This window comes from Agrobacterium sp. AGB01, from assembly GCF_014851585.1.
Lineage (GTDB): Bacteria > Pseudomonadota > Alphaproteobacteria > Rhizobiales > Rhizobiaceae > Agrobacterium.
Genome location: NZ_JACVAB010000012.1, coordinates 1 through 22,076, shown reverse-complemented (window position 1 = coordinate 22,076; position 22,076 = coordinate 1). Strand labels below are relative to the sequence as shown.

Here is a 22,076-nt window from a genome sequence, read left to right as displayed (position 1 = left end):
GCATGGTTGCGGCAAGTTTTACGGTGGTAAAATACTGTTTTAGAATGGTTTTTATAGCGGCTCGCAATTTATCTCCAACTGGTGATAAGCGGTAAAACAGCATGGGTTTTAACTTGGCGAAAAACGGGTTGTTGAGGTCGCACAAACCGGCCAAGTCCGGGCGGCTGCATGCGGCTTTCCCCGGTCATGGTTTGGCCTCGGCATCACGCTTGCGGGCCCGCTCCAGCCGGTCGGCCAGCGATTTCAGGCCACGATGTTTCACCACGTCCTGAAACGCATTAACGCGCACATGTTTGCCAATCATTTCCAGGCGGCGGGTGCGGTCCACCAGCTTCAGTTTTTTCACATGGCCAACCAGCTTTCGCTCATCGCCACGCCCTTCATAAACCGCGGTAATTTCCACGTCGGACACCAGCCCGGTGCGCCACACCGCCGGCCAGTCCTTCACGGGCAAAAGATCGCCATTGTCATCATAGAGATCGGCAATGTCGGCCTCTGCCTGCTCGGCCAGCCGCGCCAGCACCCAGTCGGCATCGACCGTTGGCTGGGAGGCGGCGGTTGTGCTTTCAGGTGCGGCCTTGTCTGGGTCCTGTGTTGCCATGTCTGGCTCAGCTGGCAACGCGTCAGCGCCGAAAGCGTCCGCGACGAAAATGTCGGCCTTCTCATCATCGGAGAATATCGATGCCGACAGTGTCTCGCGGTCATCACCATCATGTTCGGCAAAACCGGCCTGCTCAGCCGTCACATTTTCCATCGCGTCGCACGCCTCTTTTGGGCGGCAGTATTAGCGGGGAGATGGTTGTGGTGGTAAAGGAGGCTGGTGTGCCGAACCCGTACCCGCCATCATTCTCGGGGTGTCTCGAGAATCTATCCACGTCGCGATTGTGATGGATGGCTTAGATCCTCGCCTTGAGGGCGAGGATGACGTAGTGGGAATGACTGGCCCAGCATTCAAACGGCGCCACACTCTCCACCTCATTCCCGCACGAGTTGCTGGAATCTAGTCGTCATGCGTCCGCATGACGGATAGACTCTTTCCAGCCCCACGACTTGGGCTGGCCTGGATCTCTGTGACAAGCACAGAGATGAGGGGGAGTATGTGGCTGCCACTGGCGCCCTTACCTCTACCCTTGTGGGAGAGGAAGAAAAATCATGGTCTTAGCAACGCTAAGTCATAGATTTTTCAGGTGAGGGGTTGTGCTTGCTTGGCGCTCATTGATTGACGCTGACGGTCTCACAAACATCCAGTCATGCGGTCACAAAAATGTCAGGCAATATCACCGCGCATTGTCTCTAACCTGTAACGAGCGCGTGAAGGTTGAGGGCAGCTGTCGATTTCGGTTTCCACGTCTTCGAGGCTGCCGTGCAGCACAGTCTTTATAACGGCAAGCATTTTGGCTTCATCACGCTTGGGGCCGTCGCGTAACATCGTTGGTTGCAGCCATTCATGAAGAATAAAATCAAGCACATGTCGCCGGAAATCATCCTCTGCAAGCACTCGGTAATCTTCGTCAGAACAGGAAAATTCGAAGCTTGTTGATATAAAACTGCTGTCTACGGGCAGGGCGATCTGGAGCTGATCACCATCCCGAAACACGCCAAGAGACCAACCTTCACCTACCAGTCTTTCCATCTATATCTCCGGTCCCTTTAATTCATCCTGCACGCGCATGCGGTGGCTCCGCAACTACACCGTTTATTGTCTGATTCCAACATTGCGCCAACCGACCCTCATTCCTGTGCTGTCACAGGAATCTAGTCGTCATGCGTCCGCGTGACGGATAGACTCTTTCCAGCCCCACGACTGGGGCTGGCCTGGATTCCCGCAACAAGCGCGGGAATGAGGGGAGTGTGTGGTTGCCACTGGCGCCCTTACCTCTACCCCTGTGGGAGAGGAAGAAAAATCATCATCTTAGCTTGCTAAGTGATAGATTTTTCAGGTGAGGGGTTCTGTTCTGCAGCACTCAACCGGCCGTCATACTTGGGCTTGTCCCAAGTATCTAACCCCATCTCGTCAAACGAAACTGATCTGACTGGCGTGATTGGATCCTCACGACTGCGGCGAGGATATGGTTGCCCCACCTCACACCACGCAGTAAAGCAGGGCGAACCGCCGGAGCCTGCCATGCCAACCGATCTCGCCAGCCTGACACTGCGCGCCCTTGATGGCAGCGAAGACCGCGCAGTGTACAGCGCGGCGCGAGAATTTTGCCTGGAAATGATCCGCGACACCTACGCGATTGATTATAACCTCTTCTGGCATGCCGATCTGGATTCCCTCATCAAACCGGCGGAAGAAAACTGGTACAGCGGCGCAAACCGTGGCGCGTTCTGCGTGGTTTACGATGCGCAAAACCGGCTGATTGCCACCGGTGGCCTGCACGCATTTTCACTCAAACCCGGCACGGCAAAACGGCTGGGGCAGCGCTATCAAAACCACGCCGAGGTCTGCCAGCTGGTGCGGGTCTATCTGCGGCCGCAGCTGCGCGGGCAGGGGCTTGGCACCCGCATCGTGGACCTGCTGGAACAGCGCGCTGCCCAGCTGGATTACGCCACCTCTTATCTGCACGCCGATGCGCTGGCGGACGCGACTTTGCGCTTCTGGCAGCGTTGCTATTACCGGGAATTTGGCCGATTTTCTTACCCCGCCAATGGGCGCACCGACACATCGGTCGATTTCGACAAACCACTTCTGCCAGCCTGAAAACCCGGCGTCGTTTCTACCCCGCCGGGCATCAGCACGACCGCCTCAGTGGCCGGGGTGCAGCGCGTCGTTCAGATACATGCAGGTCAGCATGGTGAACACATAGGCCTGAATAACCGCCATCAAAAACTCCAGCGCGGTAATCGCCACCGTCATCATCAGCGGCATGATGGCACCAACTGCACCCAGCGCCCCAAAACTGACCAGTGACACCACAAAACCGGCAAACACCTTCAGCGTAATGTGGCCCGCCAGCATGACAGCGAACAGACGCACCGAGTGGCTGACCGGGCGTGACAGATAAGAAATCAGCTCGATGGGAATGATGATGGGCGCCAGCACCGCCGGCACGCCATCGGGCTTGAACAGTTTCAGAAAGCCAAATCCGTGTTTGTAGAAACCGTAAAGTGTCACGGTCAGAAACACCATGGCCGCGAGCCCAAAGGTCACGATGATCTGCGCCGTCACCGTAAAGGCATATGGAAACATGCCGAGCAGATTGGCGGTGAGAATGAACATGAACAGCGTGAAAACGAATGGAAAAAAGTGCATTCCCTGTTTGCCAACATTGTCCTTTAACGTGCGTGACACGAACTCAAACAGCATTTCCGCACCCGATTGCCAGCGGCTGGGCACCAGCTGCCTGCGGCCGGTGGCCAGCAGCAGAAAACCGGTGGCAAGGGCAACCGTCAGAAACATTGAGGCCGAGGCATTGGTGAAACTGATATCCACGCCACCAAGGCTGATTTCGACGATTTTTTTGATTTCAAATTGTTCAACAGGTCCGGCCACGGGGCTTCCTCTGTGCTGCGGCCATGGCAATGCACACGCGCAGTTCGCCAGCGCCACAGCACTGCCGGGCGCACACACACTGCGGACCAATGATTTGGATATAAGGGGTGAAAATGCTCATGCGGGCGGCCTGTTTCCATGGTGGAAAAGGGGCCGTCCCCGGAACGTTTCATAGGCACGGGTCGTCCCGCGCGCTGGTGTCTTAACCGCAGAAGGGGCAGATTGCAACGGCCATTTGCCCCTGATGCCCTAACGTAACATGCGCTTACGTGAGGCGACAATTGTCCGCTTAGGCGGTAAACAACATCAGCCCAAACACCGCAAACAGCAGAATGTGCAGCAACCCTTGCGTGGCAGAGGTACGGTGGCCAAGATAGGTCAGTGCCGTCAGGCCAATCGTCAGTGCAAACAGCACGGTTTCCACGGCGGAAATGCCCAGGATGACCGTCTTGCCAGTCAACAGACCCACCGTCAGCACGGCCGGCACCGTCAGCCCGACGGTGGAAACAAAGGCACCGAGGCACAGGTTAATGGCGCGCTGCGTTTCATTGTTCAGCGCCGCTTTGACGGCGGTGATGGACTCCGGCGTAAACACGATAATGGCAATCAGCACACCACCAACAGCCACGGGTGCCCCGGCTTTCACCACGCCGTAATCGATGATGATGGCAAGGTCATGCGCCAGCAAAACGATTGGCAACATCAGCGCCACCAGCTTTACCGCATGGCCAAGGTTCTTGCGGGTATTGGCGGCGGAATTGGCGTCGTCACCTGCCGTTGACCTGCGCGGCGCCTGCGCCAAAAGAATGGACATCTGCCCGGCTTCCGGCTGCATGTAATCGCTGCGGTAACGGCCCATTTGCAGCGCTAGAAAACCGCCGTAACCCGCCACCGTCAGCAGGCTGATCATGATGGCCTGCTCGTTGGTAAAGGTGCCGTCACGCGCGCCAATCACATTGGGCAGCAGCAGCGCAATGCCGGCTAAAACCAGGATCATGCTGATGAAGGTTATGGCGCCCGGCGCATTATATTCCTGCTCGCCATAGCGCATTGCGCCTGCCAGCAGGCAGATGCCGGTCACCAGGTTCATGATGATCATCATCACGGCAAAAATGGAATCGCGGCCAATGGTCGGGCTTTCGCCCGGTCCCATCATCACGGCGGCAATCAAGATCACCTCGATGGAGACGATCGACAGCGTCAGGATCAGCGTGCCATAGGGCTCACCCAACTGGTGGGCCAGTTCATCGGCCTCATGCACCACGCCAAAAGCGGCCATCAAAATGGTCGCAAACAGCACGGCAAAACTGAAGACGGCAACCGTGGTGGACATGTCAGGGCCAAGCAGCGCGTGGAACTGCAGCTGAAACGCCGCAACAACCGCCCATGCAATGATCAGCTTGGGCAAAACGCCTTTGGTCAGGGTGAACCGAGAAAGGGAGGGGATACGTGGCATGTCATGCGACCTCTTTTGGGGCCGTCCCCGATCACACAATGCCACATCCGGGCCGTCCCGGAGGGAGCAAACAACGCTGTTGCTGGCGTTCACCTAGCACATTGGGGTGTTGAGGTCCAGCTTTGGGCGTCGCGCCTTTACCTCTACCCTTGTGGGAGAGGAAGAAAAATCATCATCTTAGCTTGCTAAGTGATCAATTTTTCAGGTGAGGGGTTCTGTTGTGCATCACCCAGACCCGCCGTCATCCTCGGGCCTGACCCGAGGATCTAACCACATCTCCGCAGACGAAACGGATATGGCTGGCGTGATTGGATCCTCGCCTCAAGGGCGAGGATGACGTCGAGTGAGTGGTTGGGGCATTGTTTACACTGAGGACCACCCATCCGATCCGCACAACCCCTCCATTTGTGGGCAATAAAGCCATTGTTTTTTAACGCTAAAAATCAGTTTGGCACACTCAAGGGCCCTAACAGGGGTTTTCCCCCTCTGCGATTTTCAAAACGCTAACCTTTGTGGCTGAGTAAATGGCCTCGGCTGGACAGTTTCGTTTAGGAGCATCCGAAACTGTCAACATTAGAGGGGTAGCTAAATCAATGTCCGCAGTTCTCGCGCCTGAAATTCAAACTACACAACAAACGCCGACCTATCGTGATGGCATTGTCATGCCACGCGACGAAGAAAAGCGTGTTTTCATCAATGGCGTGGAATTTAATGCGGAGCGTATCTCCGGCCGGGTTGTCGGCTCCCGCGTCAAGCAGCACAGCCAGATCTATACAACACATCACAACAACTACGCAGCCAACGGCGACAACCACGTTTATTCCACGGTTCAGAGCGAACAATGGGAAACCAGCGAAGTGCGTTTGCGCTTTGAAGATGGCAAGGAAAAGCTGTTCAAGCTGCCATTTGCCGTCAGCGTCGGTGAAGACGATATGATGAGCATCATCAGCCTTTATAAGGTTGGCGGAGACGGTTATACCATTGCCGCGCAGAACCATAATATCAGCCATTCTTTCACCCATGACCGCAACGGTTTGCAGCGCGTGTGTTCCATGCTTGGCATATTCAAGCCGCAGGTGTTACTGACCAACAAGTCGTATGTTATTGCGCTGGCGCTGGTTGCGCTTGGCCTTTACGGCATGTCCAGCAGCATTCTGCTGGCCGTGATCGGCGGCTTTGTCCTGTCCGGTTTTCTGGTTCTGGCCTACCAGTATGTGGTGGTGCTGCCCTATGTGCTGGCCGTCTGGCCCAAAGTAAACCGCCAGCTGCAGGCGTTTTTCGACGATTTTGATACGTGGTGATACGCGCTACGGGCGGTAAGGTTTTACGGAACCCGGATGGGGCTCCGTAAAACGCTGAGACGTGTGCGGCGTTACAGAGGCATCAACCAGCCGGCCGTCAGGCCCAGCATGACGAGAGCGCCCACCACGATGCGGTAGATGACGAAGGGCATGTAGCTCTTCGTCGACACAAGTTTCAAAAACACCACGATGACGGCATAACCAAGCAGAAACGCCAGCAAGGTTGCAAGCGCCGTTGGTCCTGCTGCAACGGGTGTATCTTCTCCCATCGTCTTGAACAGCTGGTAGAAACCGGAGCCGAACACCGCAGGAATTGCAAGAAGGAAGGAATATCGGGCAGCCGCTTCGCGCGTGTAGCCCATCAGCAGACCGGCGGTAATCGTGCCGCCAGAGCGCGACACACCCGGAATAAGCGCCATGGCCTGCGCAAAGCCGAACAAAATACCGTCTCTCCATCCAAGCGAACGAAGGCTGCGGGTTTTGCGACCGATGCGGTCTGCCACGCCCAAGGCTATGCCGAATATGATCAGCATGGCGGCGGTGATGTAGAGATTACGTAGGCCATGCTCGATATTGTCTTTGAAAAGCAGGCCAAGGATGACGATCGGCAGGGAACCGACAATCACCAGCCAGCCCATCCGGGCGTTATCCTCATCATAAGCGCCCATGCGAAACACCTGACGAAGCCAGGCTGTCGCAATGTTCATGATATCCTTCCAGAAATACACGATGACTGCTGCTTCGGTACCAATCTGGGTAATTGCCGTAAAGGCAGCGCCGGGATCAGCCCCTGATGGCAGAAACTCACCGGCAATCCTGAGATGCGCACTGGAGGAAACCGGAAGAAATTCCGTCAGTCCCTGCAGCAGACCAAGAATAGCAGCATCGGTCCAACTCACACTCATCAAATAACCTTTCAAAATTTGCTCAAGAAAAAAACGGTGCCATTTTCAATTTCGTAAAGCGAAGCATTGGAAACGGCGATCAGTCATATCGTTTGGATTGTTGAGAATATGTCCGCAGCCTTGCAATAAACCGCATCCGTGCAGTGTCTGTGCGAAGCACAGCCCGGACATGGAGATTGCATCTTATAAGACCTGAAGATCGACTGGGCCAGACACAGGAAGAGTAAAATCCAAGCCGTTATTGCATAGCCGGTGTTCCCTTCTGAGGGAGCTTTGATGATGTTCCGCTTACAGGGGATGTCACAGGAATCCAGCCGTCACGTGTCGGCGCGGCGAAAAGAGTTTTCCCATCCCTAAGACTGGGGATGACTGGATCCCTGTGACGAGCACAGGGAAGAGGGAGGTTGGGGCGCTCACTGAGTTACAGACGACAACGTTATGGGTCGGAGCCGCGCCACTTGCGCCCTACCTCTACCCTTGTGGGAGAGGAAGAAAAATCATCACCTTAGCTTGCTAAGTGATAGATTTTTCAGGTGAGGGGTTCTGCCCTGCCTCTACCTTTGATGATGGGCCGGCGGTTCGTAACCAGGCCGCAATGGTTGTTAGACTCTCCGCAGAATAGGGCGTATTATCGCCCATCGTCAGCAACCGAACACGTAGGCGCTGACGACTGAGGGTTGATCTGTGCTCTAGCCTACCGGACCGGAGAGAGGCACATGACCATCCCCTCCATTGAAAATCCAGTAGTCCAGTTTCACCTACGCCCCTTCCTCACCAAGAGGGTGGCGCTCTATACATCGTCCATGGAAATGCGTCAGCGCATAGTTGAAAAGACAATTTTCAAGGCGACGAGCGATCCCTCCATCTTGCAGGATGATCCCATCGACATAGCGCTCGCAAGGTTACTGCACGAGACCGCCGTTGTGGAGCTAAGAATAAGCAAAAGCATGTTCCAGCCAGGTCCGATTGGACATCAGCTTTGGCAACGGGAGGGGTAGCAGTGCAAAATAACCCTGTACGCCACGCCGCGCAGGTGGAGGCTGGTGAACTTGAACTGTTAATCGACCTTTTTCTTGTGTGGTGCGAAAAAAACGACCGAAACGCGGAAGAATTGCTGCCACATTGCAGTTTGATTTTACAGCGCTATCGTAACGGCGAAGATACGGCTGACAAGTTGTTCGCTGATTTGTGAGCAACGGATTGCGATAACAAAAGGCCGCCTTGGATCACTCCAGGCGGCTTTGTTTATTTGCGATCAGATGATGATGGGGTGGCTCGTTCAAGCACGACAATACGCTGACTTATGAGTCGACAGCCTATTTAGTTCTGGCTAAAATAATCCTTTAGCAGCGATTAATGGAGGAGCATCATGGACCCTTCGTCGCGCAAGGATAGTCGTTTTGAAGTGCGACAGGCTCTTTACGATAGAGCATCCCTATACACGTCAAATAGGTGGAAGAAGCGAAAAATTGCCGACCGAACATTGGAGGCGGCCGCACTTGATCCGGCGCTCTTCGTTCAACCTGACATCGAAACCGCTTTATTCGAACGCCTGCATGAAATCGCCAAAGACGAATTGCGAACAGAGAAATAAACCATTCGATTTATCAGGGGCTAATCCTACGTGACGCGGCTTGCGAGGGATAGCAACGGCAATGCAATGCCGCTTTGGATTACTCCAGGCGGCGTTGTTCTGTCAGCGGGTTGCGCCGCCAATCTCTTTCCGCAGTTTGGGCTGGTGGGTGTCGAGTTGGGGGCGAGCTTCCTGCCGACAAGCTTACGGAAAAATTGTGTGGACCCGGTGCACGAGGCGAGGTTGTCCTCAGCACTCTGCTACGCAAGTCGCCCCTACATTTAGTCGTGGCGGCCTGGGAGCGGGTCCTTATCGCTTCTAACCTCATATGGGCTTGAAGCAAGCGGACGCCAGTTGACGCTCAGTGTCCCTTGGTCGCCTCATCCTTTTTAGCCTGATCGCGGTGCCACTTGATGGCATAAAACATGCCGATGCCGAGCACTATGATCTTGAACGGGAAGAAGATGTAAGGAAACAATTCTACCCAAGAACCGTCAGACATTTCGAGTACTTCCATTCTGTTGCTTGGAATTGTCTATCCGCAAGGATAGCGCCCACTCGAAATGCGCCTCAGAAGCCTTTGTTGCAAGATATAAGGAGCGGTCTTTTTGACGCACCCCTCACATGCCGCGCACCAAACGCCGGTAACTCTGCACGATGATGGGTGGAGGGTCGATTGCGCCCGGGCGGTTCTGTCTGTGTCATAGGCTGCCTAAGTCCGAAAATCTGTCGCAGCCTCAATCTCTTCGAAAATACGAATCCAGCTGCGTGCGCCCTGGCGCAGGCGTTCGCTATCATAGTGTTCGTCGGGAGCATGGATGGCATCGCTCGGCAAAATGAAACCGATGACCACGCATTCTGTCTGCAGTGCCTTGCCGAGCTGTTCAACCAGCGGGATGGCACCACCTGTTCCGCGCAAAATGGCCGGGCTTTGCCATTCCTTTTCAAGGCCGCGGGCCGCCGCTTTCAGGTAGGGGCTGTCTTGCGACAGCACGACCGCCGAACTGCCACCGTAACCCTCGAACTCAACGCGGCAACCTCTCGGTATCAACCGTTCGACATGGCTGCGGAATTGCTGGCGGATTGCCTCTGGCGATTGTCCGGCCACCAGCCGAAACGACAGCCGCGCAGTTGCCGACCCCGGCAGCACGGACCGTTCACCCGGCCCCTGGTTACCGCCGGTAATGCCGTTGATATCGACAGTTGGACGACCCCACATCGCTTCAATCGGCGAGTAGCCTTCCTCGGTGATGCCACCGGTCAGATCGACATCGGCAAACAGTTCCGGTTGCCGGGAAAGGTCCTGCCACTGCTGGCGTATGGTGTCCGGAATATCATGAACCCCATCATAAAAACCACGGATGGTGACACGGCCCTTGTCGTCATGCAGGCTTGCCAGAATGCTGCTGAGGATCCTTATCGGGTTGGCGGCAACCGCGCCGTAATGTCCCGAATGCAGGTCCGCATTGGGCGCAAGGATCGTGACACGTTCATGCACCAGCCCTTTGAGCTGGGTGGTGATGGCCGGCTGGGTGGCGGTCCACATTTCGGCATCACAAATGAAGGCGACATCACAGGCCAGTTCATGCCTGTGTGCCTCAATAAAGTCCGGCAAGCTCGCCGATCCGCACTCTTCCTCTCCTTCCAGCAGCACGATAACCTCTGCTGGAAATTCGCCATGCACGTTTTTCCACGCCCGCAACGCCTCGATGAACGTCCACAACTGGCTCTTGCTGTCGGATGTCCCGCGTCCGTAAAACCTGTGGACGCCATCTTCCTCAATGATATCAGGCGCAAAGGGCGGGTGTTTCCACGCACCTTCATCACCCACCGGCTGAACGTCATAGTGCCCGTAAAACAGCAGACGCGGTTTTTTGCCCGCTGAAAGGGTTTCGGTTGAAGCCGTGAAGGAGCGGGCAAGAACGACCGGGTGCCCCTTGGTGGCGATAATATCGGCCGCAAGCCCCATCGACGACAGCTCATGTTTCAGCCATTCGGCTGCCCGTTCAATTCCGTGTTTGCCGGAAGGGTCGCTGGATATCGACGGGATCGAAACCAGTTCAAGCAATTTGCTGAGCGTGATGTCAAACCTGTCGTCGATATCGCGCAGCACGTCTTCTGTCTTTGGCACGTCTTGTCCTTCCAGCAGTGTTGAAATATCGCGGCCGATATCAGCCGTGACGGGCCGTTTTCACCGACGTCTCGCTTGTTGTTCCGCTGCACTTTTCGTCAAGGAAAGCCAGCAGGCGGCTCACGTCCTCCCAGAGTTCGCCTTCATCTTCCAAGCCGATGCTAAGGCGCAATATGATGTCGGGACCGCCCCAGTCGGTCGCACTGCGAAAGCCGGTGATGGACATGGGCGCGGCAAGGCTGCGGGTGCCGCCCCATGACGCGCCAATGGCAAACACCTGCAACGCGTCGAGCGACGCCGCGACATGGGCCGATGCCTCCGGCGTGAAAACGATGCTGAAAACACCGCTTGATCCGAGAAAATCCCGCTTCCACACCGCGTGATCGGCGAAGGATTCCAAGGCAGGATGAAGAACTTGCGTCACGAGAGGATGGCCTTCAATCCTGCGGGCAAAATCAAGCGCAACCCGCTCTGAATGGCGCAGGCGCACGCCAAGCGTCTCAAAGCCACGCAGCACAAGCGAGGCATCATCGGGTGAGACACCGATGCCCATTCTGCCGATCAGCGAGCGGATCGGTTTGATCAGGCTGCCATCGCGAACGGTGATGGAGCCCATCAGCACATCGGAATGGCCCGACACAAACTTGGTCAGCGCCTCGGTGACGATATCGGCGCCATGCGCCAGCGGCTTGAAATTGAGCGGTGTCGCCCAGGTGTTGTCGACACCAACCAATGCACCATGCTCATGGGCGATGGCCGCAATGCGTGGCAGGTCCAGAATTTCCATCGTCGTTGAACCGGGGCTTTCGCACCAGACAATCCTGGTGGTTGGCCGCATTCTGGAGGCGACATCGTCTGGCGAACGGGGATCGAAGAATTCGACATCGACACCGAGGCGCCGCAAATCGGTCTCTGCCAGATCACGCATTGGCGGGTAGGCGGTATCGGCAATCAGAATGTGATCACCGGCCGCCAGAAACGGCAGAACCGCCAGTGCATTGGCCGCCTGACCCGAAGGCGTCAGAAATGTCCAGGCACCTTCCTCAAGGCTCGTCAGCTTGGCTTCCAGTGTCCGGGTGGTTGGCGTGCCATAAAGGCCGTAAGAATATCCCTCATGGCCGCGTTCGCCACGCGATGCATAGGCTGCGGCGTCCTTGAAGACGATCGTCGAGGCGCGATGAGTACCAATACCGAGCGGTGTAAAACCTTCCGTTGGTACTGCGGGCGTAAGGACGCATTGGGTGAGATCGTTCATGGCAAGGCCTTTCGGAACAAATGCTGTGCGTTTGCGGAAATCAATTCCGAAACGGGCAAATCTGCGCTACTGCTATTCGTAAAAGTTATTGATTGTTGGTGGAGCTGCTGGTGAACCTGAGACAGGTGGAAGTCTTTCGCGTGGTGATGACCAATGGCACGACGGCGCGCGCTGCCGAGGTTCTTCACGTCTCCCAGCCCGCCATCAGCAAGATGATCCAGGAACTGGAGCGTTCGCTTGGCTTTGATCTTTTCAAGCGGATCAAGGGGCGCTTGCAACCGACCCAGGAGGGACAGTTGTTTTTCCGGGAGGTCGAGCAGGCCTTTCTCGGATTGACCCATCTTCGCGGCGCAGCCGCCCGCATCCGGGATTACGGTTCCGGTGAGATCCGCATCGCCTGTCTGTCGGCGCTGTCGACCAATGTCCTGCCGCGCGCTCTTCACGCTTTCATGCAGGCCAATCCGAATGTCGCCGTCACATTCCAGGCGCGCATGTCGTCCAACGTGCGCGATCTGGTGGCATCTGGCCAATTCGACCTTGGCATTGTTGCAGACGAGATTGACCGCACCGGTGTGGAGGTTGAGGAATTCGCCCAGTTCCGGGTGGCCGTCGCATTGCCCAGGGGACATGCGCTTGAAGCCCTTGAGGTCATCCGCCCGGTCGATCTTGCCGGCCAGGCCTTTGTTGCACTGGCGCCCGAAGACACCACCCGGCGCGAAGCGGAAATCGCCTTCGCAAAGGAGGGCATTACTGTCCGCACCGTGATGGAAACGCCGTATTCGACGACGATCTGCGCCATGGTGGCCGCTGGCATCGGCGTTGGCCTGGTCAACCCGCTCACGGCCGAACCCTACGAAGGCCACGGATTGACCCTGCGACCCTTCGAACCGGCGCTCCATTTCAGAACGCTGCTGATCACGCCGCCCAATCGTCTGCCGTCCACAATTCTGGAGGACTTCATCCGGGTGCTGCGCGACGCGATTTGAGTGCTTTGGCCTGGTCCTGAACATCGCGGCCTCACAGCACCTTGGAGAGAAAGGCGGCTGTGCGCGGGTTTTGCGGACTGGTGAGCATGGTGCGCGGATGTCCTTCCTCGACGATCTGCCCTTGGTCCATGAAGACAAGATGGTTTCCCACTTCCCGGGCAAAACCGATTTCATGCGTGACGACCACCATCGTGATGCCGCTGCGCGCCAGATCCTTGATGACATCGAGAACTTCACCGACCAGTTCCGGGTCGAGCGCCGAGGTCGGCTCATCAAACAGCATCACCTCAGGCTCCATCGCCAGGGCGCGAGCGATTGCCACGCGCTGCTGCTGTCCACCGGAAAGCTGCGTGGGATAACGGCTGCCAAACCCATCCAGCCCGACACGTCTCAGCAGATCATCGGCCTTTTTTCCGGCTTGCTCTCGTGACCAGCCTTTGACGTGGCGCGGACCCTCCATGACGTTTTCGCGGGCGGTCATGTGCGGAAACAGGTGAAAACGCTGGAAAACCATTCCCGTCAGGCGGCGTTGTGCGGCGATCTGCGCCGGTGCGAGCGGGTGAAAACGGTCGTTGTGTTCGGTAAAACCCTGCAACTCACCTTTGACAAACACCCGTCCGGCCGAAATGCTCTCCAGCTGGTTGATGCATCGCAGCAGCGTTGATTTTCCCGAACCGGACGGACCTATGGCAACGCAAACTTCGCCACGCCGCACGCGCATGTCCACACCCTTCAGCGCATGGACGGGACCATAGAATTTGTGGATATTCTGCATTTCAACGCAGAACTCTGAAACATGTGCGTTCATGGTCTACTCCGCCCGTGTCGGGTGAACGGAAACGCCTTTACCGAAATGGCGTTCGAGGAAATGCTGGCCGACCATCAGCAGGCTGGTGATGGCGAGGTACCAGGTGCCGGCAACCAGCAGCAGCGGGATCGGCAGGTAAAGACGGTTCGAGATGGCATTGGTCGCAAAGGTCAGGTCGAGTGTGAATGGCACGGCAAGCACCAGCGATGTCATTTTCAACATGCCAATGGTCTCATTGCCCGTCGGCGGTATAATCACCCGCATCGCCTGCGGCATGAGAATACGCCACCAGATTTTTGCAGGTTTCATGCCCAGTGCCTGCGCCGCTTCAGCCTGCCCACGATCAAGCGAGTTGAAACCGGCCCGGAAGATTTCCGTGAGATAGGCGGACTCGTTGAAACCAAGGCCGAGGATGGCCGCTATTGCCGGCGTGACAATGTATTTGGTTTCGACGCTGATGACCTCGGGGCCAAAAGGTATCGCAAGGCTGAGATGGGGAAACAGAACCGCAAACAGACCCCAGAACAGCAGCTGCGTATAAATCGGCGTTCCCCGGAAGAACCACACCCAACCATAGGCAATGCCGCGCAAGACGGGATTGTCACTGTCGCGCATGATCACCAAAAGCGCAGCCATCACAATCGCAACGGTCATTGCGACCACGGTCAAAATCAGCGTCCAGCCGACCCCCCGTATAACCTGTGGGGAAAACAGGTGGGTGGCGTAAACATCCCAGTGGAAATTGGGATTGACCGAAACGGCCTGCGCGATCTGCAGCGAAACAACAGCCAGGATGGCAATGGCAAGCCAGCGGCCGGGATGGCGACGCGGCACGACGATGTTGCGCGTGACGCTGGCCTTTTCGAGGGGAACCGGCGTAAAGCCGGTTCCAATATTGTCGACATCAGTGGCCATCGGTTCAGATCTTCACTTCGGGATTGACGCGCGCCTGGTCGACGATCACGGAACCAACACCCCAGGTGTCGAGCAGTGCCTTGTAGGTACCGTCGGCGATCAAGGCGTTGATGGTGTCGGCGATCAACTGCGTCAACGCCATATCGGATTTGGCAACGGCAATGCCGTTTGGACCATGCTTGCTTAACGCACCGCCAGCCGGCTTCATGGTTTCAAACGCACCGTTAGACTGCTTTGCCGCATAACCGATACCTGCCTCGCCAGACACGGTGGCATCTGCACCGCCAGCCGCAACGCGGGTCAGCGCTTCCGGCTGTTTGGAAAACGGCAGAATGTCGATTTCGGCCTTGCCTGCGGATTTGCAGAGCTCGTTTTCAGCAATCACTGCCTTTTCATGGTAGCTGCCCGATTGGATGGCGATCTTGCGGCCGCATAGGTCAGCGGGATCGAACTTGGCCGGGTTGCCGGCCTTCACCGCCCACATGCTGCCCGTATCCGCATAGCTGACGAAATTGACGGCTTTCATGCGTTCATTGGTGACGGAAAACGCCGAAACGCCAATGTCGAACTTGCTGCCAAGGGCCGGCAGAATGGCTTCAAAAGCCGATGTCTGGAAATCGATTTTGACGCCAAGCTTCCTGCCAATGGCATTGGCAATATCGACATCAATACCCTCAGGGGTCTGGCCATCCTTTTCGCTCAGAAACTCCCAGGGCGCATAGGCCGTATCGGAGCCGATCGTCAGGACACCGCTTGCCTTGATTTTTTCCGGCAATCGGGCGGCCAAACTGTCCTCAACCTTGATGGAGGAGGTGTCGAAACTCTGCGCCAGGCTCTGGCCGCTGAGTGATAGAACAGCGAGCGCGGCAAACACCGGCAGATGAGTAAGTGTCTTGTTCATTTTGTTCCCCATGTTGTTTTGCGACGGATTGAGTGACGCTTGGGAGGATCACCATCATCATCCGACCATGACACTATGGGACCGGCAAAACAGTCCGTCCAATAATAAGATCGGGCCACTCTATTCGCTGAGGTTATTGCTTTCGCAACCGCGCGCCGCAGAAACTGACGCCGGTGCCATGCCCACAGCGAGCGCAAAGGAGAGCGAGGTTGGGGCAAAAGATTCTTTTTATCCCCAAGACTGGGGATGGGCCTGGACCCCTGTGACGAGCACAGGGGTGAGGGAAGTTGAGTTTGCCGCTCGGCGCTCCTACCTCTACCCTTGTGGGAGAGGAAGAAAAATCATCATCTTAGCTTGCTAAGTGATAGATTTTTCAGGTGAGGGGTCATGTTCCGCCTTACCCCATACCCACCGTCATTCTCGGGCCTGTCCCAAGTATCCAGCCACATCTCGTCAAACGAAACGAATGCGGCTGGCGTGGTTAGATCCTCGCCTCAAGGGCGAGGATGACGTTGAGGGAATGGTTGACCGATGCCAGCGGTCCGAACGCCTACATCTACCCCAACCGATCCTCATTACTGTGCCTGTCACAGGAATCCAGCCGACGTGCGTCTGCGCGGCGAAAGGCCTCTTTTCAGCCCAAAGAATGGGGATGACTAGATTCCCGCAACAAGTGCGGGAAAGAGGGTGGTGGGGGCGCCACTCGGCGCCTTACCTCTACCCCTGTGGGAGAGGAATAAAAATCATCACCTTCGCGTGCTAAGTGATAGATTTTTCAGGTGAGGGGTTAGTCAGCTGTCGATGCTCGTCTTGCTCAAATATTGCGCCAACCGATCCTCATTCCTGTGCTCGTCACAGGAATCCAGCCGACGCGCGTCGGCGCGGCGAAAGGCTTCTTTTCAGCCCAAAGACTGGGGATGGCCTGGATCTCTGTGATAAGCACAGAGATGAGGGGGAGTATGTTGGTTGCACTGAACGACATAGGATAGCGTTCATGGGTTGGGTTTGCCGCTCGGCGCCTTTACCTCTACCCTTGTGGGAGAGGAAGAAAAATCATCATCTTAGCGTGCTAAGTGATAGATTTATCAGGTGAGGGGTTCTTTTGACCCCAAACCGTCAGCGCTTGACACCCGAAACCCCGCCCAAACCCATGATAATGTTGAAGTGGCGCAGCCTGCTGCCCATAAACCTTGCACTCAACACCTGCTAACGCAGCACCGCCGCATCCTATTTTCTGTCTCTCTTCAGTCTTTGAAAGAAAGAGTGCAGCACTTATTCATTTTCAATCCTCTAGCAAGAAAACAGCAGCATTGCTGGACCACCAAACCACTCGCAATCTGCCGGCCAAAAGTGTTGTTATTAATGTTGCGCTTGATGTTGCTGTAGTGTTGACGGTGGTGTTGTGAGTTGTATAAATGCCGCATCAGAGCAGGCGCGACCACCTACGTGAAAAGCCTTTAAAGGCGCCAGTATTTCACCGTAACAACCTTGTTCGCACCTAATGTCAGAGAGTGAAGCAAGCCGCATGTAACCGGCCGGAATAGCCGGTAGCTTTGCGCGTCCGTAGTGTTGCTGTCGTGTTGTTGTTTTGTTGCGCTCAATGGAGGGCGGTCACATATCAGGCATTTTGCAGAACCTTTCCGGCCTTGCCCTTGCGGCCGGGCTGATGGCCTTCGCCGCCGTACAATTTAACGCGCAGGTCATGCGTGAAGACAGGATAAATCAGGAGATTGGCCCATGGCATCGCTCAATACCGCACCGATAACCGCGCTTCTCGATTTTGATGAGCTGAACATTGCCATCCATGGCCGTATGGACAGCGGCATTCTGATTTCCGGCCGCGCTGAACTGGAAGGCGATGCGGATGATTTTTACGTCACGGCGGTGTTTCTGGAGGATGGCAGCTGCTTAAGCCGCGATGCCAGCGACGAAACGCCCTTCGAGACGGAGCTTTTCAAGCGCATCGTCAATGTCATCCATAACGACAAGACGGTGATTGGCCGTTACGCGGCCATCGAATGGGCCGATGCGGTGGAGCAGCACAAGCAGCTGGTTTAACCCGTACCCTGCCGGGCATGGACGACTGAAACCTACGTTGTTTCTCGTCATGCGGGTAAATTTCACCGGCGCCTGAAACCGTAGATCACCCCCAAGCCGCTGAAAACCATCATCAATTGCAAAATGGCGGCGGCGAATAGGAATTAATTCACATTTCTTTATCCCCGGCACAGTGCGAAGCCCTATTATGCCTGCCATGAGTTACAGAAGGAAGTTGTAGATGTATTCCGCAAATCAACGGCCAGCCGCAGCAGACTTCACCCGCCAGCCAAAACCTGAGCGTAAGGCGCCAGTGCAGGCTGGTGCGGGGGCGGCTGGCCGTTTTGCGGGCCTCAGCCTTGGCGGGTGTAGTGAAACAATGCCCCCCAACCGGCCATTCCGGCTGACCGGCCCCTTTGCCAAAATGCTGTTTACGGCCCGGCCGCATAACGGCGCGGAATACACACGCTACATGCTGGCGGTGGAAGACTGGTGCCACGCTGAAACTGACGACTATCACCATGCGAACGCAGATAGTGAGCCGGCTTACCAAATGCGCCGTGCTGCATTGCTGGCAAGCCGCATCAACCAGGTGGGCTGATCATGACACAGCACACCAACCACCCTGACAACACCGAAGACCAGCCTCAAATCCCTGACATGGTGCATGACACCACCTGGAGACGTCTAGCACATATGACAGAGCAAACCGTTGAAACCGCTGATATCAAGCCTGCGCAACAGCCCGGCACTACGCCGGTGGTGATGCCTGCGGATGATCAGGCGCTGCTTGCCTTGCAGGCACAACTGCATGAGGCCGCAAAGGTTGCTGACCAGCGTTTCCGCGATATGCCCGAGGATATGGCGCTAGAAGATGAGCTGGCGGAAATCGACGCCATCATGCAACTGGGCGATGCGCTGGCAGAACGCATTTTTGCGCTGACCCCCACCACATCATCCGGCATCGATGCGCGGGTGCGCGCCGAGGCCTGGCACAGCGGCGACTACATCACCACCTATCTGCGCCCGTACCAGTAAGCCTGTCTTTCGGCAGGGTCGGCAAGATGTGTGCAACAATTTGGACAATGCGCAGTGAGAACGTGGATTTCAGTTCTTACCCGCCCAACAAATCACAACGTCACTGTTGCCAGGGCTTGCAACTGACTTCAGGTTCGTCACATCCGATAACCTGTGTTATTCCGCGTTCACCAGAGCTTCCCGCTGGTAAATGAAGCGCATAACGTTGGCGATGGCGGGTGCCGGTTGCATCAGTACCGCTAATGTCGGCGGAACATTCTACTGCGACTTTGCAGCTGTTACGAACCGCCACTTTGCAAACTGGCCTGTTGTATTCATCAAGTCCTTGTTGCTTTTTGTGAGAAACACATGAAGCAATTTTCGTACTGTTACCAACCGCCGGGGCGTTAGATTTGGCCGTGGCACTGCCAGCGGAACCGCTTGCCTTCCGCTGCATCAGCGCGCGCCATTCTTCGTGCAAGGTGCTGTTTATAATCATTTGCCGCGCGAATTCAGCTTGGTTCCGCGGGGGATTCGAAGCCGCATCAAGCGCTCGATCTGCAGCAATCATTTTTTGATGTAAAGCGTGTATCTCTGGGTCCATCGACCAGTCTTCTTTGTACCATGAAGGCTCAAACGCGAAGGAGACTCCGGCAGATAGCGTTGCAGAACAAATGAATCCGAATACGACACACGACAAAAGATAAGTGCTCCAGCGTGCCTTCGTGGCTGCGCTTGTTTGGGCGGTGTAATCTGCGCTTCTCTTGCCAGTGGATCGCAAAGAAATATCTCCAGTTTAGCAACATACGAGCAGCCTATATGACCATAACAGGCGGGAAATCCCCCGTTTGGGTGATGCTGACAGCGGCGGATTTTATTAGCGTGCTGCACAGGGTTTTCGGGGGCCACTGCGTTGCGCAAAATATCGATATCACTGCTGTGTTTTGTGCTGTCGCAATGCCTCAGCCTGTTGCTGTTTTCGCCCAGTGCCCGCGCCGATGTGCGCTGCATGACCATGCAGGGCGACAGCTGGGTCAATGGTTGTAATAGCGACATTCACTTTACCCATACGGATTGTGAAGGCGGTGTCGCCCGACTGAAGATCAAAGTGGCTGAAAAGCCGCGCTACAGCCCATATCTTGCCCGCCAGAACCATCAGAAAAACTGCACCGTCACCATTCTCAGCGAATGTGTGCCAGACGATATCGAGCGCGGCATCTGCAAACTCGAACTGACCAACCCCTATCTGGAGTAAGCCCATGCCTTTGATGCCTGCGTCATTTATGTCGTCTGTGTTTTGCCGTGCGGTTCTCAGTGCCGGCCTGTTATTGTCACCGGTCTCTGCAGCGCTGGCGCAGCAATCCCGCATCATCTCGGGCGATTGGGTGGCCGGTTGCGTTGAAAAATTCCGCGATGGCGCGCCGGTGGTCTATTGCGACCGGTTTGGCGGTTTTGTCACCAACACCTATCCGCCGGGTTGTGATGGCAACGCCGCATTCTACTGCTCGGGAATGGACCTGTGCACGCTGGCAACCTATGTGGCCGTCATCGACACCGATGATTATTATCGCCTGCAAAGCGAGATAGAGGATTGTGACGGGCCGGTCATGCAGCCGCTGCAGGGATGAGGGCGGTTGGGGCACCCATTGCGACACATCTCTAACGTTTTGATGACGTGAAACAGCGCGGCTGGCGCCTTACCTCTACCCTTGTGGACCGTTGCAAAATCTCTGAAGTATGATTCACTATCTTAAAGCTTTGGAGGATTTGTTTGATGGTCGATAAGACGACGGGTCAGTTCAGCTTTGCCGATGCACTTGTCACGACGCGTGGTGGGCCGGATCGGCTGGGCAAATTGGCTTCGGTCGTCAAGTGGTATCGGTTCGAGAAGGTCTTGCGGCCTGTGGCACGAGAAGGCCTAACCGGACGACCGTCTTATCCCGTTGTCATCATGTTCAAGGCTTTGATGCTGCAGCAGCTTTACGGTCTGTCCGATGCAGAACTTGAAGAAGCGATCTATGACCGGCTGTCCTTTCGGCGGTTCTGTGGGCTTGGCCTTGATGAAGCCGTCCCTGACCACACCACACTGTGCCGCTTTCGCAACCGGTTGGTGGAGCTTAAACTTCTCGAGAAGCTGTTTGCCGAATTGGATCGGCAGTTGGATGCGGCTGGTTTGATCTTGCGTCGTGGCACGATGCTGGATGCCACCGTCATCGAAACGCAGGCGGCTCGCCCACCACGAGACCGAGGTCGCGGTCTCAACGATGGCCTTGCTGACCATGAACCGAAAGCAGGCCCAGAAACATGTATTGTTGTTGATCCGGATGCGGCATTCACACGGCGCAAGGGTCGGCAGGGTTCGAGTTATGGCTACAAGGCTCATGTCGGTGTGGACGAAGGCTCAGGCCTGATCCGTCGGGTCATCACCACGCCTGCCAATGTCAACGATACCGTGCCTGCCGACCAATTGATCGTGGGGGACGAGGCCCGGGTTCTGGCCGACAGCGCCTACCATACACATCAACGCGAGCGGATGCTTCGGGAGCGCGGTATAGGCTGCGGTCTGATGAAGCGTCCCAACAAACATCATCCTGTTCTCAAAGCCGCAGCCCGTCGCTTCAACCGTGCGGTGTCACGTAAACGCGCGGCCGTCGAAACGACCTTTGCCACTCTCAAGCGACGTATGGGGCTAAACGCTATCCGTTACGTTGGTCTTGCCAAGGCCTCTGCCCAGGTTCTACTTGCAGTCATGGCGTTCAACATGCGTCGTTGGGTGACAATCAGCACGTGACCTCACGGGGTAACTGCGTCCGCAGGTCACCTCAAACACCGATCCACCACCTAAAGACAACCAAAACCGCCCTCAATGAAGAGGGGCGGCCAGGAAAACTGTGCCAGTGTTAAACCGCAAACGCTGAACTGGCAGTTATGCAATGGTTCCCTTGTGGGAGAGGACAGAAAATCACGGTCTTAGCGTCAGCTAAGTCGTAGATTTTCTTGGTGAGGGGTTATGTGCTTGCTCATCGTCAGTTGTTTTACACCAACAGCCCCAACAAACTCTCCTCATGCCTCGTGCTTGTCACAGGCATCCAGCCGTCACGCGTCTGCGTGACGAAAAGAATCTTTCCATTCCCAAGACTGGGAATGACTAGATTCCCGCAACGAGCGCGGGAATGAGCGACTGTCTTGTTCGTCAAGCGTCTTGCCATGGTTTTTGATCCCTGATGATGGCGTTGAGAATGGTCAGCAGTTTTCGCATCGTTGCGACAATCGCGACGATCTTGGGTTTGCCAGC

At 56.0% G+C, this 22,076-nt stretch carries 24 protein-coding genes and 1 pseudogene; 12 read left to right on the top strand and 13 right to left on the bottom strand.

Translation table 11 applies throughout. The annotated features are described in order from the left end of the window. Positions 1 to 184: 184 nt before the first annotated feature. Together IB237_RS26010 and IB237_RS26005 are read right to left on the bottom strand one after the other, a co-directional pair. Entirely contained in the window at positions 185 to 754 is a 570-nt protein-coding gene (locus IB237_RS26010; protein ID WP_192491656.1) for a terminase small subunit, read from the bottom strand. Positions 755 to 1,267: 513 nt separating this feature from the next. Continuing rightward, positions 1,268 to 1,633, bottom strand: coding sequence for a hypothetical protein (locus IB237_RS26005; protein WP_192491655.1), 366 nt, complete (start codon positions 1,631 to 1,633; stop codon positions 1,268 to 1,270). A gap of 492 nt (positions 1,634 to 2,125) precedes the next feature. Here IB237_RS26005 and IB237_RS26000 point away from each other — a divergent pair, with 492 nt between their 5' ends. Continuing rightward, entirely contained in the window at positions 2,126 to 2,704 is a 579-nt protein-coding gene (locus tag IB237_RS26000; protein ID WP_192491654.1) for a GNAT family N-acetyltransferase, read from the top strand. A gap of 45 nt (positions 2,705 to 2,749) precedes the next feature. Here the strand turns inward: IB237_RS26000 and IB237_RS25995 are convergent, their stop codons facing one another. Both IB237_RS25995 and IB237_RS25990 read right to left on the bottom strand, forming a co-directional pair. Continuing rightward, the gene (locus tag IB237_RS25995; RefSeq protein ID WP_192491653.1) at positions 2,750 to 3,496 is read right to left on the bottom strand and encodes a F0F1 ATP synthase subunit A; all 747 of its coding nucleotides are present in this window, start codon (positions 3,494 to 3,496) and stop codon (positions 2,750 to 2,752) included. Positions 3,497 to 3,785: 289 nt separating this feature from the next. Next, positions 3,786 to 4,952: a calcium:proton antiporter gene (locus tag IB237_RS25990; RefSeq protein WP_192491652.1), complete on the bottom strand. Its 1,167-nt coding sequence runs from the start codon at positions 4,950 to 4,952 to the stop codon at positions 3,786 to 3,788. Positions 4,953 to 5,545: 593 nt separating this feature from the next. On the opposite strand from IB237_RS25990, the gene IB237_RS25985 reads away from it, so the two are divergent. Continuing rightward, entirely contained in the window at positions 5,546 to 6,253 is a 708-nt protein-coding gene (locus tag IB237_RS25985; protein WP_192491651.1) for a hypothetical protein, read from the top strand. A gap of 71 nt (positions 6,254 to 6,324) precedes the next feature. Here the strand turns inward: IB237_RS25985 and IB237_RS25980 are convergent, their stop codons facing one another. Next, entirely contained in the window at positions 6,325 to 7,158 is an 834-nt protein-coding gene (locus IB237_RS25980; RefSeq protein WP_192491650.1) for an undecaprenyl-diphosphate phosphatase, read from the bottom strand. Between the two features lie 716 nt (positions 7,159 to 7,874). Here IB237_RS25980 and IB237_RS25975 point away from each other — a divergent pair. The 3 genes from IB237_RS25975 (at position 7,875) to IB237_RS25965 (ending at position 8,752) form a co-directional block, all read left to right on the top strand. Next, complete coding sequence (locus IB237_RS25975; RefSeq protein WP_192491649.1) at positions 7,875 to 8,156, top strand: hypothetical protein; 282 nt, start codon at positions 7,875 to 7,877, stop codon at positions 8,154 to 8,156. Between the two features lie 2 nt (positions 8,157 to 8,158). Next, entirely contained in the window at positions 8,159 to 8,350 is a 192-nt protein-coding gene (locus IB237_RS25970) for a hypothetical protein (RefSeq protein WP_192491648.1), read from the top strand. A gap of 177 nt (positions 8,351 to 8,527) precedes the next feature. Continuing rightward, positions 8,528 to 8,752: a hypothetical protein gene (locus IB237_RS25965; protein ID WP_192491647.1), complete on the top strand. Its 225-nt coding sequence runs from the start codon at positions 8,528 to 8,530 to the stop codon at positions 8,750 to 8,752. A 340-nt stretch (positions 8,753 to 9,092) separates the two neighbouring features. Here the strand turns inward: IB237_RS25965 and IB237_RS25960 are convergent, their stop codons facing one another. The 3 genes from IB237_RS25960 to IB237_RS25950 all read right to left on the bottom strand — a co-directional run bounded on the left by IB237_RS25960 (position 9,093) and on the right by IB237_RS25950 (position 12,117). Next, the gene (locus IB237_RS25960) at positions 9,093 to 9,233 is read right to left on the bottom strand and encodes a hypothetical protein (RefSeq protein WP_192491646.1); all 141 of its coding nucleotides are present in this window, start codon (positions 9,231 to 9,233) and stop codon (positions 9,093 to 9,095) included. Positions 9,234 to 9,443: 210 nt separating this feature from the next. Then, entirely contained in the window at positions 9,444 to 10,862 is a 1,419-nt protein-coding gene (locus IB237_RS25955; protein ID WP_192491645.1) for a M20/M25/M40 family metallo-hydrolase, read from the bottom strand. Between the two features lie 40 nt (positions 10,863 to 10,902). Then, positions 10,903 to 12,117 carry a PLP-dependent aspartate aminotransferase family protein gene (locus IB237_RS25950; protein WP_192491644.1) on the bottom strand — a complete coding sequence of 405 codons (1,215 nt, stop codon included), beginning with the start codon at positions 12,115 to 12,117 and terminating at the stop codon, positions 10,903 to 10,905. Positions 12,118 to 12,227: 110 nt separating this feature from the next. On the opposite strand from IB237_RS25950, the gene IB237_RS25945 reads away from it, so the two are divergent. Then, positions 12,228 to 13,103 carry a LysR substrate-binding domain-containing protein gene (locus IB237_RS25945; protein ID WP_192491643.1) on the top strand — a complete coding sequence of 292 codons (876 nt, stop codon included), beginning with the start codon at positions 12,228 to 12,230 and terminating at the stop codon, positions 13,101 to 13,103. 31 nt (positions 13,104 to 13,134) lie between these two features. Here IB237_RS25945 and IB237_RS25940 read toward each other — a convergent pair whose 3' ends face one another. From IB237_RS25940 to IB237_RS25930, 3 genes are read right to left on the bottom strand one after another with little or no spacing between them, the layout of a single operon-like run. Continuing rightward, the gene (locus tag IB237_RS25940; protein ID WP_192491642.1) at positions 13,135 to 13,911 is read right to left on the bottom strand and encodes an amino acid ABC transporter ATP-binding protein; all 777 of its coding nucleotides are present in this window, start codon (positions 13,909 to 13,911) and stop codon (positions 13,135 to 13,137) included. A gap of 3 nt (positions 13,912 to 13,914) precedes the next feature. Next, positions 13,915 to 14,826: an amino acid ABC transporter permease gene (locus IB237_RS25935; protein WP_192491641.1), complete on the bottom strand. Its 912-nt coding sequence runs from the start codon at positions 14,824 to 14,826 to the stop codon at positions 13,915 to 13,917. Positions 14,827 to 14,830: 4 nt separating this feature from the next. Then, positions 14,831 to 15,727 carry an ABC transporter substrate-binding protein gene (locus tag IB237_RS25930; protein WP_192491640.1) on the bottom strand — a complete coding sequence of 299 codons (897 nt, stop codon included), beginning with the start codon at positions 15,725 to 15,727 and terminating at the stop codon, positions 14,831 to 14,833. Positions 15,728 to 17,464: 1,737 nt separating this feature from the next. Here IB237_RS25930 and IB237_RS25925 point away from each other — a divergent pair. From IB237_RS25925 to IB237_RS25915, 3 genes are all read left to right on the top strand, one after another. After that, complete coding sequence (locus tag IB237_RS25925) at positions 17,465 to 17,785, top strand: hypothetical protein (RefSeq protein ID WP_192491639.1); 321 nt, start codon at positions 17,465 to 17,467, stop codon at positions 17,783 to 17,785. A gap of 220 nt (positions 17,786 to 18,005) precedes the next feature. Continuing rightward, positions 18,006 to 18,365, top strand: coding sequence for a hypothetical protein (locus tag IB237_RS25920; RefSeq protein ID WP_192491638.1), 360 nt, complete (start codon positions 18,006 to 18,008; stop codon positions 18,363 to 18,365). 2 nt (positions 18,366 to 18,367) lie between these two features. Next, positions 18,368 to 18,802: a hypothetical protein gene (locus IB237_RS25915; RefSeq protein WP_192491637.1), complete on the top strand. Its 435-nt coding sequence runs from the start codon at positions 18,368 to 18,370 to the stop codon at positions 18,800 to 18,802. Between the two features lie 100 nt (positions 18,803 to 18,902). Here IB237_RS25915 and IB237_RS25910 read toward each other — a convergent pair whose 3' ends face one another. Then, positions 18,903 to 19,385 (bottom strand): hypothetical protein, encoded by a 483-nt coding sequence (locus IB237_RS25910; RefSeq protein WP_192491636.1) that lies wholly within the window; start codon positions 19,383 to 19,385, stop codon positions 18,903 to 18,905. A gap of 309 nt (positions 19,386 to 19,694) precedes the next feature. On the opposite strand from IB237_RS25910, the gene IB237_RS25905 reads away from it, so the two are divergent. The 3 genes from IB237_RS25905 (at position 19,695) to IB237_RS25895 (ending at position 21,572) form a co-directional block, all read left to right on the top strand. Beyond that, a complete protein-coding gene (locus IB237_RS25905; RefSeq protein ID WP_192491635.1) occupies positions 19,695 to 20,036 on the top strand; it encodes a hypothetical protein in 342 nt (113 codons plus the stop codon). A gap of 4 nt (positions 20,037 to 20,040) precedes the next feature. After that, positions 20,041 to 20,409, top strand: coding sequence for a hypothetical protein (locus IB237_RS25900; protein ID WP_192491634.1), 369 nt, complete (start codon positions 20,041 to 20,043; stop codon positions 20,407 to 20,409). Between the two features lie 146 nt (positions 20,410 to 20,555). Then, the gene (locus tag IB237_RS25895) at positions 20,556 to 21,572 is read left to right on the top strand and encodes an IS5 family transposase (protein ID WP_192491633.1); all 1,017 of its coding nucleotides are present in this window, start codon (positions 20,556 to 20,558) and stop codon (positions 21,570 to 21,572) included. Between the two features lie 402 nt (positions 21,573 to 21,974). Here IB237_RS25895 and IB237_RS25890 read toward each other — a convergent pair. After that, a pseudogene (locus tag IB237_RS25890) lies at positions 21,975 to 22,076 on the bottom strand (IS110 family transposase); the annotation flags it as partial.

What these genes read in the sequence shown, in the direction of transcription:
- IB237_RS25965 (WP_192491647.1), top strand. Translation starts at nt 8,528, where the DNA reads ATGGACCCTTCGTCGCGCAAGGATAGTCGTTTTGAAGTGCGACAGGCT.
- IB237_RS25940 (WP_192491642.1), bottom strand. Translation starts at nt 13,911, where the DNA reads ATGAACGCACATGTTTCAGAGTTCTGCGTTGAAATGCAGAATATCCAC.
- IB237_RS25895 (WP_192491633.1), top strand. Translation starts at nt 20,556, where the DNA reads ATGGTCGATAAGACGACGGGTCAGTTCAGCTTTGCCGATGCACTTGTC.
- IB237_RS25925 (WP_192491639.1), top strand. Translation starts at nt 17,465, where the DNA reads ATGGCATCGCTCAATACCGCACCGATAACCGCGCTTCTCGATTTTGAT.
- IB237_RS25935 (WP_192491641.1), bottom strand. Translation starts at nt 14,826, where the DNA reads ATGGCCACTGATGTCGACAATATTGGAACCGGCTTTACGCCGGTTCCC.
- IB237_RS26000 (WP_192491654.1), top strand. Translation starts at nt 2,126, where the DNA reads ATGCCAACCGATCTCGCCAGCCTGACACTGCGCGCCCTTGATGGCAGC.
- IB237_RS25985 (WP_192491651.1), top strand. Translation starts at nt 5,546, where the DNA reads ATGTCCGCAGTTCTCGCGCCTGAAATTCAAACTACACAACAAACGCCG.
- IB237_RS25900 (WP_192491634.1), top strand. Translation starts at nt 20,041, where the DNA reads ATGCCTTTGATGCCTGCGTCATTTATGTCGTCTGTGTTTTGCCGTGCG.
- IB237_RS25980 (WP_192491650.1), bottom strand. Translation starts at nt 7,158, where the DNA reads ATGAGTGTGAGTTGGACCGATGCTGCTATTCTTGGTCTGCTGCAGGGA.
- IB237_RS25975 (WP_192491649.1), top strand. Translation starts at nt 7,875, where the DNA reads ATGACCATCCCCTCCATTGAAAATCCAGTAGTCCAGTTTCACCTACGC.
- IB237_RS25915 (WP_192491637.1), top strand. Translation starts at nt 18,368, where the DNA reads ATGACACAGCACACCAACCACCCTGACAACACCGAAGACCAGCCTCAA.
- IB237_RS26010 (WP_192491656.1), bottom strand. Translation starts at nt 754, where the DNA reads ATGGAAAATGTGACGGCTGAGCAGGCCGGTTTTGCCGAACATGATGGT.
- IB237_RS25960 (WP_192491646.1), bottom strand. Translation starts at nt 9,233, where the DNA reads ATGTCTGACGGTTCTTGGGTAGAATTGTTTCCTTACATCTTCTTCCCG.
- IB237_RS25910 (WP_192491636.1), bottom strand. Translation starts at nt 19,385, where the DNA reads ATGGACCCAGAGATACACGCTTTACATCAAAAAATGATTGCTGCAGAT.
- IB237_RS25920 (WP_192491638.1), top strand. Translation starts at nt 18,006, where the DNA reads ATGTATTCCGCAAATCAACGGCCAGCCGCAGCAGACTTCACCCGCCAG.
- IB237_RS25990 (WP_192491652.1), bottom strand. Translation starts at nt 4,952, where the DNA reads ATGCCACGTATCCCCTCCCTTTCTCGGTTCACCCTGACCAAAGGCGTT.
- IB237_RS25950 (WP_192491644.1), bottom strand. Translation starts at nt 12,117, where the DNA reads ATGAACGATCTCACCCAATGCGTCCTTACGCCCGCAGTACCAACGGAA.
- IB237_RS26005 (WP_192491655.1), bottom strand. Translation starts at nt 1,633, where the DNA reads ATGGAAAGACTGGTAGGTGAAGGTTGGTCTCTTGGCGTGTTTCGGGAT.
- IB237_RS25930 (WP_192491640.1), bottom strand. Translation starts at nt 15,727, where the DNA reads ATGAACAAGACACTTACTCATCTGCCGGTGTTTGCCGCGCTCGCTGTT.